Source organism: Streptomyces sp. NPDC088400 (assembly GCF_044753355.1).
Lineage (GTDB): Bacteria > Actinomycetota > Actinomycetes > Streptomycetales > Streptomycetaceae > Streptomyces.
On sequence record NZ_JBIVMZ010000008.1, the window covers coordinates 114,272 to 129,558 of the forward strand.

At 71.6% G+C, this 15,287-nt stretch carries 13 protein-coding genes; 6 read left to right on the forward strand and 7 right to left on the reverse strand.

Features of this window, described 5'->3' with window-relative positions:
• Window positions 1-110: 110 nt before the first annotated feature.
• The 3 genes from ACIQD6_RS21125 to ACIQD6_RS21135 all read right to left on the reverse strand — a co-directional run bounded on the left by ACIQD6_RS21125 (window position 111) and on the right by ACIQD6_RS21135 (window position 2,232).
• A complete protein-coding gene (locus tag ACIQD6_RS21125) occupies window positions 111-659 on the reverse strand; it encodes an ATP-binding protein (RefSeq protein ID WP_401884593.1) in 549 nt (182 codons plus the stop codon).
• 645 nt (window positions 660-1,304) lie between these two features.
• Window positions 1,305-1,817, reverse strand: coding sequence for an EF-hand domain-containing protein (locus ACIQD6_RS21130; protein ID WP_401884594.1), 513 nt, complete (start codon window positions 1,815-1,817; stop codon window positions 1,305-1,307).
• Between the two features lie 40 nt (window positions 1,818-1,857).
• Window positions 1,858-2,232 (reverse strand): STAS domain-containing protein, encoded by a 375-nt coding sequence (locus ACIQD6_RS21135; protein WP_401884596.1) that lies wholly within the window; start codon window positions 2,230-2,232, stop codon window positions 1,858-1,860.
• Between the two features lie 360 nt (window positions 2,233-2,592).
• On the opposite strand from ACIQD6_RS21135, the gene ACIQD6_RS21140 reads away from it, so the two are divergent.
• Window positions 2,593-3,183 (forward strand): RNA polymerase sigma factor, encoded by a 591-nt coding sequence (locus ACIQD6_RS21140; RefSeq protein WP_401884598.1) that lies wholly within the window; start codon window positions 2,593-2,595, stop codon window positions 3,181-3,183.
• A gap of 8 nt (window positions 3,184-3,191) precedes the next feature.
• On the forward strand, window positions 3,192-4,562 hold the full coding sequence (locus tag ACIQD6_RS21145) for a zf-HC2 domain-containing protein (RefSeq protein ID WP_401884975.1): 1,371 nt from the start codon (window positions 3,192-3,194) through the stop codon (window positions 4,560-4,562).
• Between the two features lie 36 nt (window positions 4,563-4,598).
• Here the strand turns inward: ACIQD6_RS21145 and purU are convergent, their stop codons facing one another.
• Together purU and ACIQD6_RS21155 are read right to left on the reverse strand one after the other, a co-directional pair.
• The gene (gene purU, locus ACIQD6_RS21150; RefSeq protein ID WP_401884599.1) at window positions 4,599-5,552 is read right to left on the reverse strand and encodes a formyltetrahydrofolate deformylase; all 954 of its coding nucleotides are present in this window, start codon (window positions 5,550-5,552) and stop codon (window positions 4,599-4,601) included.
• Window positions 5,553-5,675: 123 nt separating this feature from the next.
• Window positions 5,676-6,122, reverse strand: coding sequence for a hypothetical protein (locus ACIQD6_RS21155; RefSeq protein WP_401884977.1), 447 nt, complete (start codon window positions 6,120-6,122; stop codon window positions 5,676-5,678).
• Window positions 6,123-6,315: 193 nt separating this feature from the next.
• Between ACIQD6_RS21155 and ACIQD6_RS21160 the strand changes: the two genes are divergently transcribed.
• A complete protein-coding gene (locus tag ACIQD6_RS21160) occupies window positions 6,316-7,578 on the forward strand; it encodes an ABC transporter substrate-binding protein (protein ID WP_401884601.1) in 1,263 nt (420 codons plus the stop codon).
• 194 nt (window positions 7,579-7,772) lie between these two features.
• On the opposite strand, the gene ACIQD6_RS21165 is transcribed toward ACIQD6_RS21160, so the two are convergent.
• Entirely contained in the window at window positions 7,773-9,836 is a 2,064-nt protein-coding gene (locus tag ACIQD6_RS21165; protein WP_401884603.1) for a hypothetical protein, read from the reverse strand.
• Between the two features lie 243 nt (window positions 9,837-10,079).
• Window positions 10,080-11,462 carry a transcriptional regulator gene (locus tag ACIQD6_RS21170; protein WP_401884604.1) on the reverse strand — a complete coding sequence of 461 codons (1,383 nt, stop codon included), beginning with the start codon at window positions 11,460-11,462 and terminating at the stop codon, window positions 10,080-10,082.
• Between the two features lie 307 nt (window positions 11,463-11,769).
• Between ACIQD6_RS21170 and ACIQD6_RS21175 the strand changes: the two genes are divergently transcribed.
• The 3 genes from ACIQD6_RS21175 (at window position 11,770) to ACIQD6_RS21185 (ending at window position 15,230) form a co-directional block, all read left to right on the forward strand.
• On the forward strand, window positions 11,770-12,489 hold the full coding sequence (locus tag ACIQD6_RS21175; protein WP_401884605.1) for a bifunctional DNA primase/polymerase: 720 nt from the start codon (window positions 11,770-11,772) through the stop codon (window positions 12,487-12,489).
• A 132-nt stretch (window positions 12,490-12,621) separates the two neighbouring features.
• The gene (locus tag ACIQD6_RS21180; protein ID WP_401884607.1) at window positions 12,622-13,494 is read left to right on the forward strand and encodes an ABC transporter ATP-binding protein; all 873 of its coding nucleotides are present in this window, start codon (window positions 12,622-12,624) and stop codon (window positions 13,492-13,494) included.
• A gap of 50 nt (window positions 13,495-13,544) precedes the next feature.
• Window positions 13,545-15,230, forward strand: coding sequence for a transporter (locus ACIQD6_RS21185; RefSeq protein WP_401884978.1), 1,686 nt, complete (start codon window positions 13,545-13,547; stop codon window positions 15,228-15,230).
• Window positions 15,231-15,287: the final 57 nt, after the last annotated feature.

The window sequence follows — 15,287 nt, forward strand, 5'->3', positions numbered from 1 at the left end:
CCTGGACCTCGGGCCCGCTCGCGGCCCTTGACGTCCCCTCGCGGCGCATCGCTCGTCCCAGGGTGTTCGGACCGGCGTACCCCGTCAACATCGATTCGGGGAATCCCCTGTCACGCGGGACGCGGGATCGCGCACGGCGACTCGCGGCCGGCCGACTCGTAACCGGCCGGTTCGAAGTCGGCCGGGTCAAAGGCGGCCGGCTCGTAGGCAACCGGTTCGCGGGCGGCCGGTTCGTACGCACCCGCCGCGGCCCCCGGCGCACTTCTGTCGACCTCGCACCAGATGCGCTTGCCCGCGCCCTCCGGCTGCCAGCCCCACCGGTCGGCGAGCCCGTCGACCAGCTCCAGCCCGCGGCCGTTGGTGTCGTCGCCCTCCGCGTGGCGCGGACGTGGCGGGCAGGCGCTCGTGTCCGCGACCTCGACCCGTACGGTCCCGGCCTCGGCCACGCCCAGCCCGAAGAGCATCCGCAGCACGGCCGGACAACCGGTGTGCACCACCGCGTTGGTGACCAGCTCGGAAATGAGCAGGATCAGGGTCTCGGCGACCGGCTCGTCGTCCTCTATCCCGGAACCGGCGAGCCTGGACCGGGCCCACCTACGGGCTCGTCCCACCTCCGCGGGATCGGGGCCGACCTCCAACTGAACCTGAAGCACCTGCACCGCTCACACCATCCGAACCGGCGGACACATCGCCTCGCGCCTCGACAGGGTCCTCGACAGGGTCACGGAACGTGATTCCCTTGCGAGAGAGCATGGTTGACGTACAGTCACCGCAACAAGCGCTTCGGGCATATTCCAGCGCGAAGGAGTACGCGTGGTGCATACTGTGCGACGCGCGCTGCGGGGAGTCGAACACGGGCGCGCACGGCGCCCTCGTACCGCGCGAGCGGCGCACATTCGAGGTCCCGGCGCCGCCGTACCGGCAACACCACGAACGTCGCGCCTCAGAACCTCTCGCACCTCACGGAGGCTACCGGAGGCATCACGCGACTCCGGCCCGTGACGGACCGGCGTAAGGACACAACCCGGTATCGACCGTGGGCGGCGCGTCCGCCACACACGGTGACACAACAGAGCGCTGTGGCCAGAGCCTTCGGAAACACCGAGGCCAGGGCCCGACCGCTCCGGCGACCGCGCGTCACCGCACGCACCACGGGCGGGACCGGACCGTCCGGTCGACGATCCCGGCCCCGCCCGCGCGTACGACGTTGGCTGTGGCTATGGCTATGGCTATGGCAGTTGTGCGGCCGCGATCGCCGACCGTACGTCAGGCCGCGATCGCGTCTGCGGCTGTCGTCGGTCCGATCAGGGTTCCGGGGTCACGTAATACGCGGCGAAACTCGTCAGGATCTCCTTCTCGTGGATCCTGCCGTCGCCGTCCGCGTCCAGTTCGGTGGCGGCCCGTGCCGCCTCCTCGGCCCCGACGCCCAGCACCCGCAGCGCGCGCTCGGCCGCCCCGGGGGTCACCCCCTCGCCGTCCTCGTCGGCGACGGCGATCGCGGCGTGCAGGAACGGCCTGGCGATCTCCGCGAACCGCTGGGGGTTGTCGCGCAGCCACTTGACCGCGCCGGTGACGAACTCCTGTCGGCTGACCCGCTGGTCGCCGTCCACATCCGCGATCCCGGCCATGCCCTGCCAGAATGCCTCGGCCCCGTTGTAAAGCGCCTGTCCCTTGTCGGAACGGGCTGTCGTACTGAACTCGGCGAGAAGTGCCGCTGCCGCCCCGCTGAAGTCCTCGCGGTCGATGTAGCCGCTGCCGTCCTGGTCAAAGGCTGCGAACCTGGAGGCGATCTTGCCTTCATACTCTGCGCTGTCCATGCCCGGAGCGTACGACGACGAGAGGCCGCCGTGTGTTCCGTTACGCCGAGAGCGGTTGTGCTCCGTCGTCAACAGCCGTACGTACGTCCGGAAAAACCTCGAACAGACGGCGGACCCCGAGCGCCGCGAGAACGCGGTTGACGTGTGAACCTTCCTCGACGCCCCGGGCGGGCAGGATGAGGCGGAGCCGGCCCCGGCAGGAGTGCATCAGCCGACGGGAGGCGATGAGCACGCCGACCCCGCTGGAATCGCAGAAGAACACCTGGGAGAGGTCGAGCACCACTTCATGACGGCCGTCCGCGACGGCGTCATGGACCCGCTGCCGGACTTCGGGCGAGGTCATGAGGTCCAGTTCGCCTGTGATGTGCAGCACGGTCCACGGGCCCTGCTCGGACTCGTCCACCTTGAGCGTCACTCGCTGGACCTTTCCTCGGGCTGATCCGGAAGAGGCTGATGAAGCAGCCGATCCGGAAGTCGTCCTTCCTCATCTGGCCCCCTGCCCCCTTGTCCCCCCACGAAACTAATCGAGCGACGAGCGCAATGGCAGAGGGCCTCACAGGCCGGTACGGCCGGCGCCGTGTCGCACATCGAGGCCCCTTACCCTGCCGGACGGCTCCCAGGGGCGCACTTGCGGCAAAGGGGCGTGCGTTGTCACAGCCGCCCACTACATTCGATGGAACGGTGGGCTTCGACATGATGGCAGGCAGGGCGGACAGGCGGACAGAGACGGAACAGGGCCGCAGGGCTACAGGGCCGGAACAGGGCTGGGGGCCAGATGGCGAAGGACACACCACCCCGCTGGGACCGCAGAATGCAACAGCGGCTGGCGCGGGGCGAGGCGGCCGCGCTCGGTGAGCTGTACGACCGGTTCGCGTCGCTGGTGCACAGCCTCGCCCACCGCGTGCTGGACGACGACGACGCGGCGGACCGGGTCACCCGCGAGGTGTTCGGTCATCTCTGGGAGAACCCGGACATGTACGACCCCAAGCAGGGCTCCATGAGGTCCTGGGTGGCGAAAGTCACACGCGAACTGGCCGTGCGGCGACTCCGGCAGACGGAGGCCGAGGCGTACGAGGCGAGCGGCGACGGCTCGGCCGAGGAGGCCGAGGAGCTGGAGCAGAAGATACGCAGGGCCTCGACAGCCGCCCGCGCCGACTACATAGTGCGGTCGATGCCGGCGCCCCTGTGGAACGCGCTGGAGCTGGCCTACTTCCAGCGCCGGGACTACCGCCAGACCGCGGCGGATCTCGGCGTCACGGAGGACGAGGCACGCCGCCGCCTGCGGCTGGGCCTGCAACTCCTCTCCACGGCCAACACCCAAGCGCCGGACGGCTCCTCGCCGCCGGGAAACGGACGCCTGCTGTGACCGGCCCGTTGGACGGCGGTTCCAGCGAGGGCCACGACCCGGAGGACTTCCCGGCGTTCCCGCGGATACCGGGCCCGAGGTCGGCGCCGGACGATCTGTCAGCCGCTGCCCTGATGCCGGAAACGGAGCCCGAGCCGGAAACGGAACGTGAGTCAGAGCCGGAACACGGGATTCCGGAGGCCGAGAGCTCCGAGGCCCCCGAAACCTCTGAGAGTTCCGATGCTCCTGAGAGTTCCGATACTCCTGAGAGTTCCGATACTCCTGAGGCGGACGACACCGTGCTGACGCACAAGGTACTCACGTCACTTCTGGGTGCCTGGGCGCTCTCCGCGTGCTCGGCCGAGGAGACCGAGCGCGTCGAGGAACACCTCACCGAGTGCGCTCCCTGCGCCGACGAGGCGCTCCGGCTGCGCGACGCCGTAGGTCTGCTGCATGCCGAGCGGACCCTGGACCTCGATCCGATGCTGCGCGCCCGCGTCCTGGAGAACTGCCTCGGCCGCCGGGCCGCCCGCGTCCCCGTGCCCGACTGGGCCGCTCCGTACGACGCCGAGGCCGCGCGCCTCGACGCGCTGCTGCGGGACATCGGCGACGCGGAGTGGCACGCGCCCGTACGGCTCAGGTGGTTCGAGGACGAGCGGACCACCACCCGCAAGACGACCGTGGCCGGAGTCATCGGCCATCTGATGTCCGTCGACGGCCTGGTCGCGGGCGCCCTCGGCCTCGACGACCCGCTCGGCCCGTCCGCCCCGGCCGACCCCACCGGCCGTACGGAGAGCTTCTGGCAGTCCGCGACGGCCCCGCCCACCCGCACCATCCACGAGCCCTGGCGTGAACAGAGTCACACCCTCATCCGCACGGTGTCCTTCGCCGGCCGGGGCGTCGCCGAACTCTCCGTGTCGTACGGGGACTACTTCGCCCTGCCCCTGCGTGACGCGCTGCTCGACCGCGCCTTCGAGTGCTGGGTGCACGGCGCGGACATCGCGGAGGCGGTGGCCTATCCGTACGAGCCGCCCTGCGGCGCCCATCTGCACCGGATGATCGACCTGGCGGCCCGGCTGCTCCCGTCCGCGCTCGCCACCCGCCGCCGGGGCGGTCTCGCCGGCCCGGCGAAGGATCTGGTGACGGCGGGCTCACCCGGCCGCTCGCTGCATCTGGAGGTCGAGGGGCCGGGTGGCGGCGACTGGTTCATCGCGTTGGACTCCCCGGCGGCCCTAGGCTGCCGCGAGCGTTCCGTGGCCCAGGTCGCGCTCGACGGGGTGGAGTTCTGCCAGCTGGTGGCCGGTCATGTCTCCCCGGAGGAAGCGGCGGCCGGACAGGACGGTGACCGCGAGGCGATCCGGGATGTCCTGTACGCGGCGGCCGCGATGAGCCGCCTCTGAGGCGTATCCCCCACACACGCCCTGGGCCTGTCAGTCCTACGCGAAGACCACCGTGCGGTGCCCGTTGAGCAGGATCCGGTGCTCCGCGTGCCACTTCACCGCACGCGCCAGCGCCTGGCACTCCACGTCCCGGCCCACCGCCACCAGCTGCTCCGGCGTGACCTGGTGGCCGACGCGCTCGACCTCCTGCTCGATGATCGGGCCCTCGTCGAGATCCGCCGTCACGTAGTGCGCCGTCGCACCGATCAGCTTCACGCCCCGCGCGTGCGCCTGGTGGTACGGCTTCGCGCCCTTGAAGCTCGGCAGGAAGGAGTGGTGGATGTTGATGATCCGGCCGTTCAGCTGCTTGCACAGGTCGTCGGAGATCACCTGCATGTAGCGGGCCAGCACCACCAGTTCCACCCGCTCCGCGCGGACCAGCTCCAGCAGCTCCGCCTCCGCTGCCGCCTTGGTGTCCCGGGTCACCGGGATGTGGTGGAAGGGGATGTCGTACGAGGCGGCCAGCTCGGCGTGGTCCGTGTGGTTCGAGACGACGGCCACGATGTCCACCGGCAGCGCGCCGATACCGGCCCGGAACAGCAGATCGTTCAGGCAGTGGCCGAACTTGCTGACCAGCAGCACGATCCGCATCCGCTCCTCCGCGCGGTGGATCGCCCAGTCCATCCGGAAGGAGTCACCGATGGCGGTGAAGCTCGCCCGCAGCTTCTCCACGCTCACCGGGGCGTCCGCCGAGAAGTGCACCCGCATGAAGAAGAGACCCGTGTCGTGGTCCCCGAACTGCTGGCTGTCCTCGATGTTGCAGCCGGTCATGAAGAGATAACTCGACACGGCGTGCACGATCCCCTGCTTGTCCGGGCAGGACAGCGTCAGAACGTACTGGTCGGACTGGTCGGACTGGCGGCCGGACGAGCCGGACGGACCGGAAGAGACGGACTGACCGGAAGGGGCGGCGACGGGCGGCGGCGAGGTCGGCTGCGGGGCGGTGCTCATGACCCCAAAGGATTCCACATCCCCGGAGCGCGACGCTCCGGCGAGATCCCGGTCACGGGCAGGGCGCCCCGATGAGATCCCCGTCACGGACCGGGCTCGGACGGGGCTGGGACGAGATCCCCGTCACGCCGCACGCGTCATGATCCGCAGCGCGTCCAGCGACGTCGGCACCACGTCCGGGTCGTCCCCGTCGCTCACCGCCAGCCGTATGTGCGCCTCGCGGGCCGCGCGGACCGCCTCCGGCCAGCCATGATGCTCAAGGTAGGCGGACACGGGCGCGTCCGCCCCGACCTGGTGCATGATGCGCAGCACCCGCAGCACGGCGAGATCGACGAGCGAGGCCTCCGTCGAGTCGCGGAATATCGTGCCGACGTATTTCTCGGCGGACCAGTTGTCGAGCCAGGTGTCCTCGACCAGCCGGTACACGGCGTCGGTCACGTCGCCGTACCCCTCGCGGCCGGCCAGCCAGTACTCCTGGTGGAAGACGGGATCGGAAAGCATGTGCAGCGCCGAACGCACATTGCTGCGCCAGCGCCACCACGGCATGTCATTGAGCGGCATGCCGCCCATGGTGGGGGAGCGACGGCCGCGACGGGAAGAGTTCTCGGAACCTTGCTGCACAGTCCTGACTTTACGGTCCGTACGGACGCGCCCCCGCAGGCCCCCTCAGACTTCCTCCGACCCCCGCAATTCACCTCTACGCCACCACGCGTCAAAGCGCGCTCACTCCCGCGTTACCCGGAAGGCGGAAGCCTGCGTACCTATGACCGGTTGGCGACGCTTCTCCTCCATCCGCCCCTTCGAGGCGCGTACGGCACGGACCCTCTGTACAGCGGTGGCCGGAGCTTCGCTCCTCGTCGGCTGCGGAGTCCTCCCCGGCACCTCGGGAGGCTCCAAGGACCCCGTCACCGTCATGACCTGGGCGCCGGTGGGCAGCAATGCCACGAACCTGCCCGGCATGCCCGCCATGGCCAAGGCGTACGCGCGCTGGGCCAACGCGTCCGGCGGGATCAACGGGCACGATTTGCGCGTCCTCACCTGCAACGAGCGCAACAGCAGCGCCGGCGCCGCCGACTGCGCGCGCCGCGCGGTCAAGGAGAAGGCCGTCGCGGTCGTCGGCTCGTACAGCCAGCACGGCCGTGAGTTCATGGCGCCGCTGGAGGCCGCGTCGATCCCGTACCTGGGCGGATACGGCATCACCGAGGAGGAGTTCAACAGCTACCTCTCCTACCCCGTCAACGGCGGGCAGGCCACGCTCCTCGCGGGCAACGGCCGGCAGCTGGCGCGCAACTGCGACAGGACCGCGATGGTCCGGCCCGACACCATCACCGGCGACGACTTCCCCGACCTGCTCGACTCCGGCCTGGCCCAGGGGCGCCGAGGACCGGCCGTGGACATCCGCGCGGCGGAGGACGCCTCCGACTACACCCGCACGGCCACACGGGCCCGCGAGCAGGCCCGGAGCGGCGGCTGTGTCACGGCGGTGCTGGGCGACCGCACGGAGACCTTCTTCGACTCCTACCGGCGGCTCCCCGACGACGGCCGGGACATCCGGGTCTCCTCGGTCCTCGGCAACATCGGCCAGGCGCTGGTGAACCGTACGGGCGGCAGGAGCGGCCCCTTCGAGGGGGCGTACCTCACCGGCTGGTACCCGGTGGCGAGCGATCCGGCGTGGCAGCCGATGCGGAAGGTGATCGACACGTACGCCTTCGGGGACAACGACATCGACGCGACCGACCCGGGAACACAGACGACCTGGATCGCATACACGGCCCTCCGGGCGGTCATCGGCGCGATCGACGACGGCGAGATCACGCCGGGGAAGATCACGGACACGCTGGACCGGGGTGTGAAGGTGGACACGGGGGGCCTGACGCCAACGCTGCGGTGGCGGTACGAGGACATGCCGGGGGTACCGGGGTTCCCGCGGATCGTGAACGGGGACGTGACGTTTCAGGTCGTGCGGGAGGGCCGGCTGGTGGCGGAGAAGAAGGGGTTCGTGGACGTCGGCCACACGCTGAGCTGAACGCTGTCCGGCGTCCGGCGCGCATGGCGGCGTACGGGGTAACGGGTCACGGGGTCGCAGGGGTCCGGATCCGGCGGGCACCCGGGCGTACGGGGTGCGGGTCACGGGGTCGCAGGGGTCCGGATCCGGCGCGCATGCGGGCGTACGGGGTGCGGGTCCGCCGTCCGGCGACCCGCACCCGCCGCTGCCGCCGTCTACAGCTGCGTCGGCGTCCGCGAGGTCAACCCGTACTTCGTCGCGAGCGCGTTCCACAGCCCCGACGCCTTCTGCTTCGCCGCCGTGGCCTCGCCACTCGCCTTGTTCCCCTGCTGCGCCTGCGGCGTCGCGCGTGCGTGTCCGCCCTTGCAGACCTTCTTGTTCTTGGCCTGGCCGGCCCACGTCGCGTAGTGGTCGTCCGCCGAGGCCGACGCCTGCCATGCCGTGGTGAGGGAGGCCGTCAACTCGCTGTGGTCGGGCAGCTTGTCGAGGGTCAGGCCCTCCAGCCGGGTCACCAGGTCCCGGCGCTGTTCGGCCGCGCCGTGCAGGTCCGTGGCCGCTTGGTCCAGGTTCTTGCAGGACTTGATGTTCTCGACGGCGCGAATCACCGCCGAGCGGCTGTTGTTGCTGTCCGCGAGCAGCTTGTCCAGCGATTCGGCCTGCGGCTTCGCCGGATCGGTCTCCGCCTGGGTGGAGGGCTCCGTCGTGGCCGAACTCTCCGACGCCACGGTCTTGCTGTCGTCCGACGACGAGTCGCCGCCGCTCATCAGCGCGCCTGCGCCCAGGCCGAGGACCGCGCAGCCGATGACGACGGCCGCGACGAGCGGGACCTTCGACGACGGGCGGCGGTTGTCGGAACGGCCCCGGGACTCACCCGGGGCCCGGCCCGGCCGGGGCTGGTCGTACGCGGGGGGCTGCTGCGATCCGTAGGGCACGGCGGCGGGCTGCGGCCGGCCGTGACCGTTCGACGCGGAGGCCGCGCCGAACTGCGGCGGCTGCGGCGACGCTCCCGTACCCGTACCCGCTCCCTGACCGGCTCCGGCGCGGGAACCGGCGCCGTCCGTACGGAAGAGGTTGTCGAACTCCGCGGGCGGCGGGCGGTCGCCGGGGGCGCCGGGCCGGACGCCGTACGGGGCGGCGCCGGGCGCGGCCTGGGGCGGCTGCGCGGCGACGGGCGGGAGGTACTGCGTGGCCTCCGATCCCGAATCCTGCGGGGGCAGCGGGGCCGACGGGGGCGCCGCCTGTGCCGGAGGCTGCTGCGGGAGGTACTGCGTGGCCTCCGAGGAGCTCTCCGGCGGCAGCATGCCGGGGCCGGGGCTCTGCGGGACCGGCGCGATGAACTGGGTGGCGTCCGAGTCCGCCGTGGTGGGCACGGGCGGCAGGTACTGCGTGGCGTCCTCGATGCCCGGCATGGGCGCCTCATCGGGCAGCGGCAGCGGCATCGACTGCGCGGGCGCCGGGGCGGGCGGGAACTGCCGGCCGTGAGCCGGCTGCTGAGCCTGCGGGAGCGGCTGGCCCTGCGGCATCTGCTGGTCCTGCGGAAGCGGCTGCCCCTGCGGGAGCGGCCGACCGTACGACTGCTGCTGGCCCTGCGCGAACTGCTGACCCGACGGAAGGGGCTGGCCGTACGACGGCTGCTGCCCCTGCGCGAACTGCTGGTCCTGCGGCACCTGCTGAGCCGGCGGGTACTGCTGGTCCTGCGGCATCTGCTGAGCCGGCGGGTACTGCTGGTCCTGCGGCATCTGCTGACTCTGCGGGTACTGCTGATCCGAAGGAAGCGCCTGCCCCTGCGAGTACTGCTGACCCGGCGGAAGCGCCTGACCGTACGACGGCTGCTGGTCCTGCGGAAACGACTGCTGCTGCCCCTGCGGCGGCTGCTGGTCGTGCGAAAACGACTGCTGGTCCTGCGGCGGCTGCTGCCCCTGCGGCAACGGCGGAAGCGGCTGGCCCGGCGGAAGCGGCTGGCCGTACGACGGCTGGAGCGGAGCACCGTACGAGGCGGCTTCGGGCTGCCCGTACGGCTGGGCGCCCGGCTGAGAGCCGTACGGCTGCGGATCGGCGCCGGGGGCGGGTCCGTACCCGGGCTGCTCCTGGTGGCCGCTCTGCGGGCCCCAGGGCTGCCCCCATGGCTGGCCGCCGGCCGGCACGGGCTGAGGCTGGTCCTGGTCCGGGGTCGAGCCGGGGATCCAGGGCCCGCTGCCGTCGCTGGGCAGCACAATGCCTTCATGCGCGTGCCGAGCGGCGGGGTGCTGCGGCTCATCCCCTTGTCCGCTGTGCGTCACCGGGACTCCTACGTCTGGAACGTGTGGACTAACCGAATCGTCGGCTCACGCTACCGGGTGAATCGAGGCCTCGGCCACGCGTGTCCGTCCGGTAACGAATCGACCCCTCACGACGCCGTTATAAGGAGTCGAATTCGCCCACACCGTCCAGCACTTGATCAAAATCACACCGTCAGCACGCCCCCCTCACAGACACCGCACGCCGGAGTACGCCCCCGACGCACCGCACCCCCTCGTGCCGCTTCACGCCGCCTGGATCTCCAGCCGCGCGCCGAACTCGCGCACCGCGGGCTCGTTGCCGTACGGCTCCAGGCGCTGCTGGAGATCGTCCAGATACTCCGCCCCCCGGCTGGACCGCAGCGTGCCCAGCAGTTCCACCGCGCGCGTGCCGGTGTGGCAGGCCTGCTCCACCTCCCGTTGCTGGACCTGGGCCGTGGCCAGCAGGACCATGCCGATCGCCCGCCGCCGTGCCCGGGACTCCGGGTGGCCCTCCAGCGATTCCGCGGCGTACCGGCCCGCCTCGTCCGGGCGGCCCAGATCGCGGTAGCAGTGCGCCAGTTCGTCGGCGAGATAGGCGTGATCGAAATGCGCGATCCACTCGGGGTCGTCGTCGGGGTCGTCACCCGCGTGTTCCAGCGCGGTGATCGCCCGCTTCGCGACCTCGTCGCAGGTCCGGGCGTCGCCCATCAGTGCGTGCCCCCGGGCCTCGGCCGCGAAGAACATGGACTGCGCGCGCGGCGGCACATGCCCGCGCGCCCCTTCCTGCGCCGCCCGCGCCAGCTGCGCGATCTCGCGCGGGTTGCCGAGCTGGGCCGCGAGATGGCTCATGGACGCGGCCAGCACGTAACCGCCGTAACCGCGGTCCCCCGCAGCCTGGGCCAGTCGCAGCGCCTGGATGTAGTAGCGCTGGGCGAGGCCCGGCTGGCCGGTGTCGACCGCCATGTAGCCGGCCAGCTCGGTCAGCCGGGACACGGCGGCGAAGAGCCCGCGGCCGACGGATTCGCGGTACGAACCGGAGAGCAGGCCCGACACCACGCTGTTCAGGTAGTGCACGACGACCGGCCGGACATGACCGCTGCCGAAGCGGTGGTCCAGCTCGATGAGCGCCCGGGTCATGGCCCGTACGGCATCGACGTCCGAATCCCCCACCCGCGCGCCGGTGTTCCGCGCGACGGCGGTGTCGGCGCCCGTGATCAGCCAGTCGCGGCTGGGCTCGACGAGGGCCGAGGACGCCACGGCCGAGCCGGAGAGGAAGTCGCGGCGCCCCACATCGCTGCGCCATAACTCACAGACCTGCTCGATCGCGCCGAGGACGGTCGGCGAGAACTGCAGCCCGACGCCCGACGCCAGGTTCTTGCCGTTGGCCATACCGATCTCGTCGATCGTGACCGTACGGCCCAGCTTCCGGCCCAGCGCCTCGGCGATGATGCCCGGGGCGCGGCCGCGCGGCTGCTGCCCTCGCAGCCAGCGCGCGACCGATGTCTTGTCGTAGCGCAGGTCCAACCCGCGCTCCGCTCCCACCATGTTGACGCGCCGGGCGAGCCCGGCGTTGGAGCACCCGGCTTCCTGGATGAGCGCCTGCAGCCGTTCGTTCGGCTGACGCGCGACGAGAGGCCTGGCTGCCAATGGATACCCCCTGTGACCGCAGTGATCAACTCAGTGATCACTGCCCGGCAGATGTGCGAAGAATGCACATGTTCGGCGATAACGGAAATATTCGAGGTATTGCGTGAACCTTCAGGAAACACGACCAGGTTCGGCCGTGTGCTGCCCATATGTTGTCGGACCCCCGAGGGTGGCTACCCCCTTACCGCTCCACCCCTTCCCGCGCGCCCCCGTACATGCATCCATGCGCCCCGTATGCAGGATCGATGCTCCTCGGCGCGTCGCCGTGCGCCCGTAACCCGTGGTGGTAGCGGCAGTTGTGTGTTCCGTGGAAGAGACCATCGGAGTCGAAGAGACCAGCGGAGCCACGGGCACCGGACAGCTCGCCCGGCAGCTCGGCGGCGAGATCCCCCGGCAGCGGGGCGGTCAACTGCTGGACAGCGCGGTGCGGTACGCGGAGGAGCGGCACTGGGACGTGTTCCCCGGCACCTGGCTGGAGGCGGTGGGCGGCGCGGAGAAATGCTCCTGCGAGCGCCTCGACTGCGCGGCACCGGGGGCGCACGCGACCGGGCCCGACTGGGCGGCACAGGCGACGGGCAGCGCCGTCGAGGCGCGCGGACTGTGGTCGAAACAGCCCACGGCATCGGTCCTGTTGCCGACGGGACGCACCTTCGACGCGCTGGACGTACCGGAGTCGGCGGGCTGTCTGGCACTGGCCCGGATGGAGCGGATGAAGGTGACGCTCGGCCCGGTGACCTGCACTCCGGACCGGCGGATGCTGTTCTTCGTCCTGCCCGGCGCCGCGCTGAAGACGGACGGTCTCGTACGGAGTCTGGGCTGGGCGCCGGGCGCGATCGACCTGGTCGCGCGGGGTGAGGGGCACTATGTGGCGGCCCCGCCGACCCGCGTCGGCGGCCGGGGCGCGGTGCTGTGGGCCCGCCGCCCCACGGCCGCCAACCGCTGGCTGCCGGACGTGGAGGAGCTGATCAGTCCGCTGACGTACGCGTGCGGGCGGGAGGCCGCGACGGAGCGGGCACGCCGTACGTAGAGGGCAGCGGCGTATGTAGAGGGCGGGGGCGTACCTGGAGGGCAGGGGCATACGTCGAGGGCAGGGGCGTACGTAGGGTGGACGGGACATCAGGACGGGACATCAGGACGGGACACCGAAAGGCAGTGCGCCATGCCGGACCAGGCACGGGATCGGACACCGGACCAGGCACCGGCCGGGGCCCCGGAAGCGGAGCCGGCCGGGGAGGCCGGGGCCGGTGGAGCGGGAGCGCGGACCGCGCCGCCCGCCGTGCGCGTCGAGGGGCTGTGGAAACGCTTCGGCGGGCAGATCGCGGTGGCGGGAATCGATCTTGAGCTGCCCGCCGGCCGGTTCGTCGGCCTGGTCGGGCCGAACGGCGCCGGGAAAACGACCACCCTGTCCATGGTGACCGGCCTGCTCCGGCCCGACCAGGGGCGGGTGCTGGTCGCGGGACACGACGTATGGCGCGATCCCGTCGAGGTCAAGGCGCGGATCGGCGTCCTGCCGGAAGGGCTGCGGCTCTTCGAGCGGCTCTCCGGCCGGGAACTCCTCGGCTACACCGGGCGGTTGCGCGGACTGCCCGGCGCCGAGGTCGACAAACGGGCCACCCAGCTCCTGGACGTACTGGACCTGGCGGGCGCCCAGCACAAACTCGTCGTGGACTACTCGACGGGCATGCGGAAGAAGATCGGCCTGGCCGCCGCGCTGCTCCACAACCCCGAAGTGCTCTTCCTGGACGAGCCGTTCGAGGGCGTCGACCCGGTCTCGGCGCAGACCATCAGGGGCGTCCTGGAGCGCATCACGGCCTCGGGCGCGACCGTTGTCTTCTCCAGCCACGTGATGGAGCTGGTCGAGTCGCTGTGCGACTGGGTCGCGGTGATGGTGGCGGGCCGGATCCGCGCGCAGGGCACGCTCGCCGAGGTACGGGGCGACGCGCCGTCCCTCCAGAGCTCCTTCCTGGAACTGGTGGGCGCGCGGGGGCTCGACGACGGCGAGTCCCTGGACTGGCTGGGCGGTGCCCGGTGAATCCCGGACCGGATACGGCGGTTCCCGGACCGGGTACGGCGGTCGAGGCCCTGGGAGCGCCGCCGGACGCCCCGGCGGCTCCCCTCTCCGGCACCGTCTCGCTCACGCCCGTCTTCGTACGGCTGAAGCTCTCCCTCCTGCGCAACGGGCTGCGGCAGTCGTCGGGCCGGACGGTCGCGTACGTCGCGTCCGCGGTCCTCGCGCTGCTCGTGGCGGCGGCCCAGTTGTCCGGTCTGATCCTGCTGCGCGGGAACGCGCACGCCGGCACGCTGGTCGTGCTGCTGACCGCCGTACTGGCCCTGGGCTGGGCCGTGATGCCGCTGTTCTTCCCCAGCGGCGACGAGACGCTGGACCCGACCCGGCTGGTGATGCTTCCGCTGCGGCCACGCCCGTTGACCGGCGCGCTGCTCGCGGCGTCGCTGGTGGGCATCGGGCCGCTGTTCACGCTCTGTCTGGTGGTCGGCTCGGCGGTGGCGACGGCGCACGGCGCGGCGGCCGTGGCCGTCTCGGTCGTCGCCGTACCGCTGGTGGTGCTGACGTGCGTGGCGCTGGCGCGTGCGGTCGCCACGGCCAACATCCGGCTGCTGACCTCGCGCAAGGGCCGCGATCTGGCGGTGCTGAGCGGCCTGGTGGTCGCGGTGGGCGCCCAGGTCGTCAACTTCGGCGCGCAGCGGCTCGGGGACGCGGGCGGTCTCTCGGCGCTGGCCCCGGTGGGCCGGGTCGTACGGTGGCTGCCGCCGGCGTCGGCGATCGGCTCGGTCGACTCGGTGAGCGAGGGCGCGTACGGGCGGGCCGTGGCGCAACTGCTGCTGACGGCGGTCGCGGCGACGGCGCTGCTCTACGGGTGGCGGCGGTCGCTGGTGAAGCTGATGACGGCCCCGGACGGCTCGACGCTCGCGGCGGCGGAGCCGTCCCGCAAGGAGCCACGGCCGGGACGGCTGCCGGGATCGGGACGACTGCCGCGGCCGTCACGGCTGTTGCTCCCGTCGCGGCTGTCGCGGTCGTTGTCGGAGGGGCGTACAGGCCCGGTGATGCGGCGCAGTCTGCGTTACGTGTGGCGGGACCCGAAGACGAAGGCGGCCTGGGTGACGTCGCTGGCCATCGGCATGATCGTGCCGCTGTTCAACGCGCTCCAGGGCACGGGCACCATCTACTTCGCGTGCTTCGCGTCCGGGATGCTCGGCATCCAGATGTACAACCAGTTCGGCCAGGACACGTCCGCGTTCTGGATGGTGGCGATGACGATCACCTCGTCCCGGGACGCCTACCTCGAACTGCGGGCGCGGGCACTGGCGCTGCTGGTGATCACGCTGCCGTACGCGACGCTGGTCACCGCGGCGACGGCGGCCCTGCTGGGCGACTGGCGCACGCTGCCGGAAGCGCTCGGCCTGTCCTTCGCGCTGCTCGGCGCGATGCTGGCGACGGGCGCGGTGGCCTCGGCGCGCTTCCCGTACTCGATACCGCAGGGCAGCGGATACAAGAACGTCGCCCCGGGCCAGGCCTCTCTCGCCTGGATCTCCATCTTCGGCGGCATGCTGGGCGCGGCCCTGCTGTGCGCGCCGGTGATCGCGCTGACGGTCTGGCTCCATCTCACGGGCGCCGACGACCGGTCCTGGATCCTGCTCCCGCTGGGCACGGCGTACGGCGCGCTCGTCGCGGCCGGAGGCCTGCGCCTGGCGGCCCCTCAGACGGCGACGCGCCTGCCGGAGATCCTGGCGGCGGTCAGCAAGGGCTGAGGGCCGGTCGGCCGAGTCGCCGTCGGGTGAGGCCTGTCGGCTGAGGGGGCCGGCGGG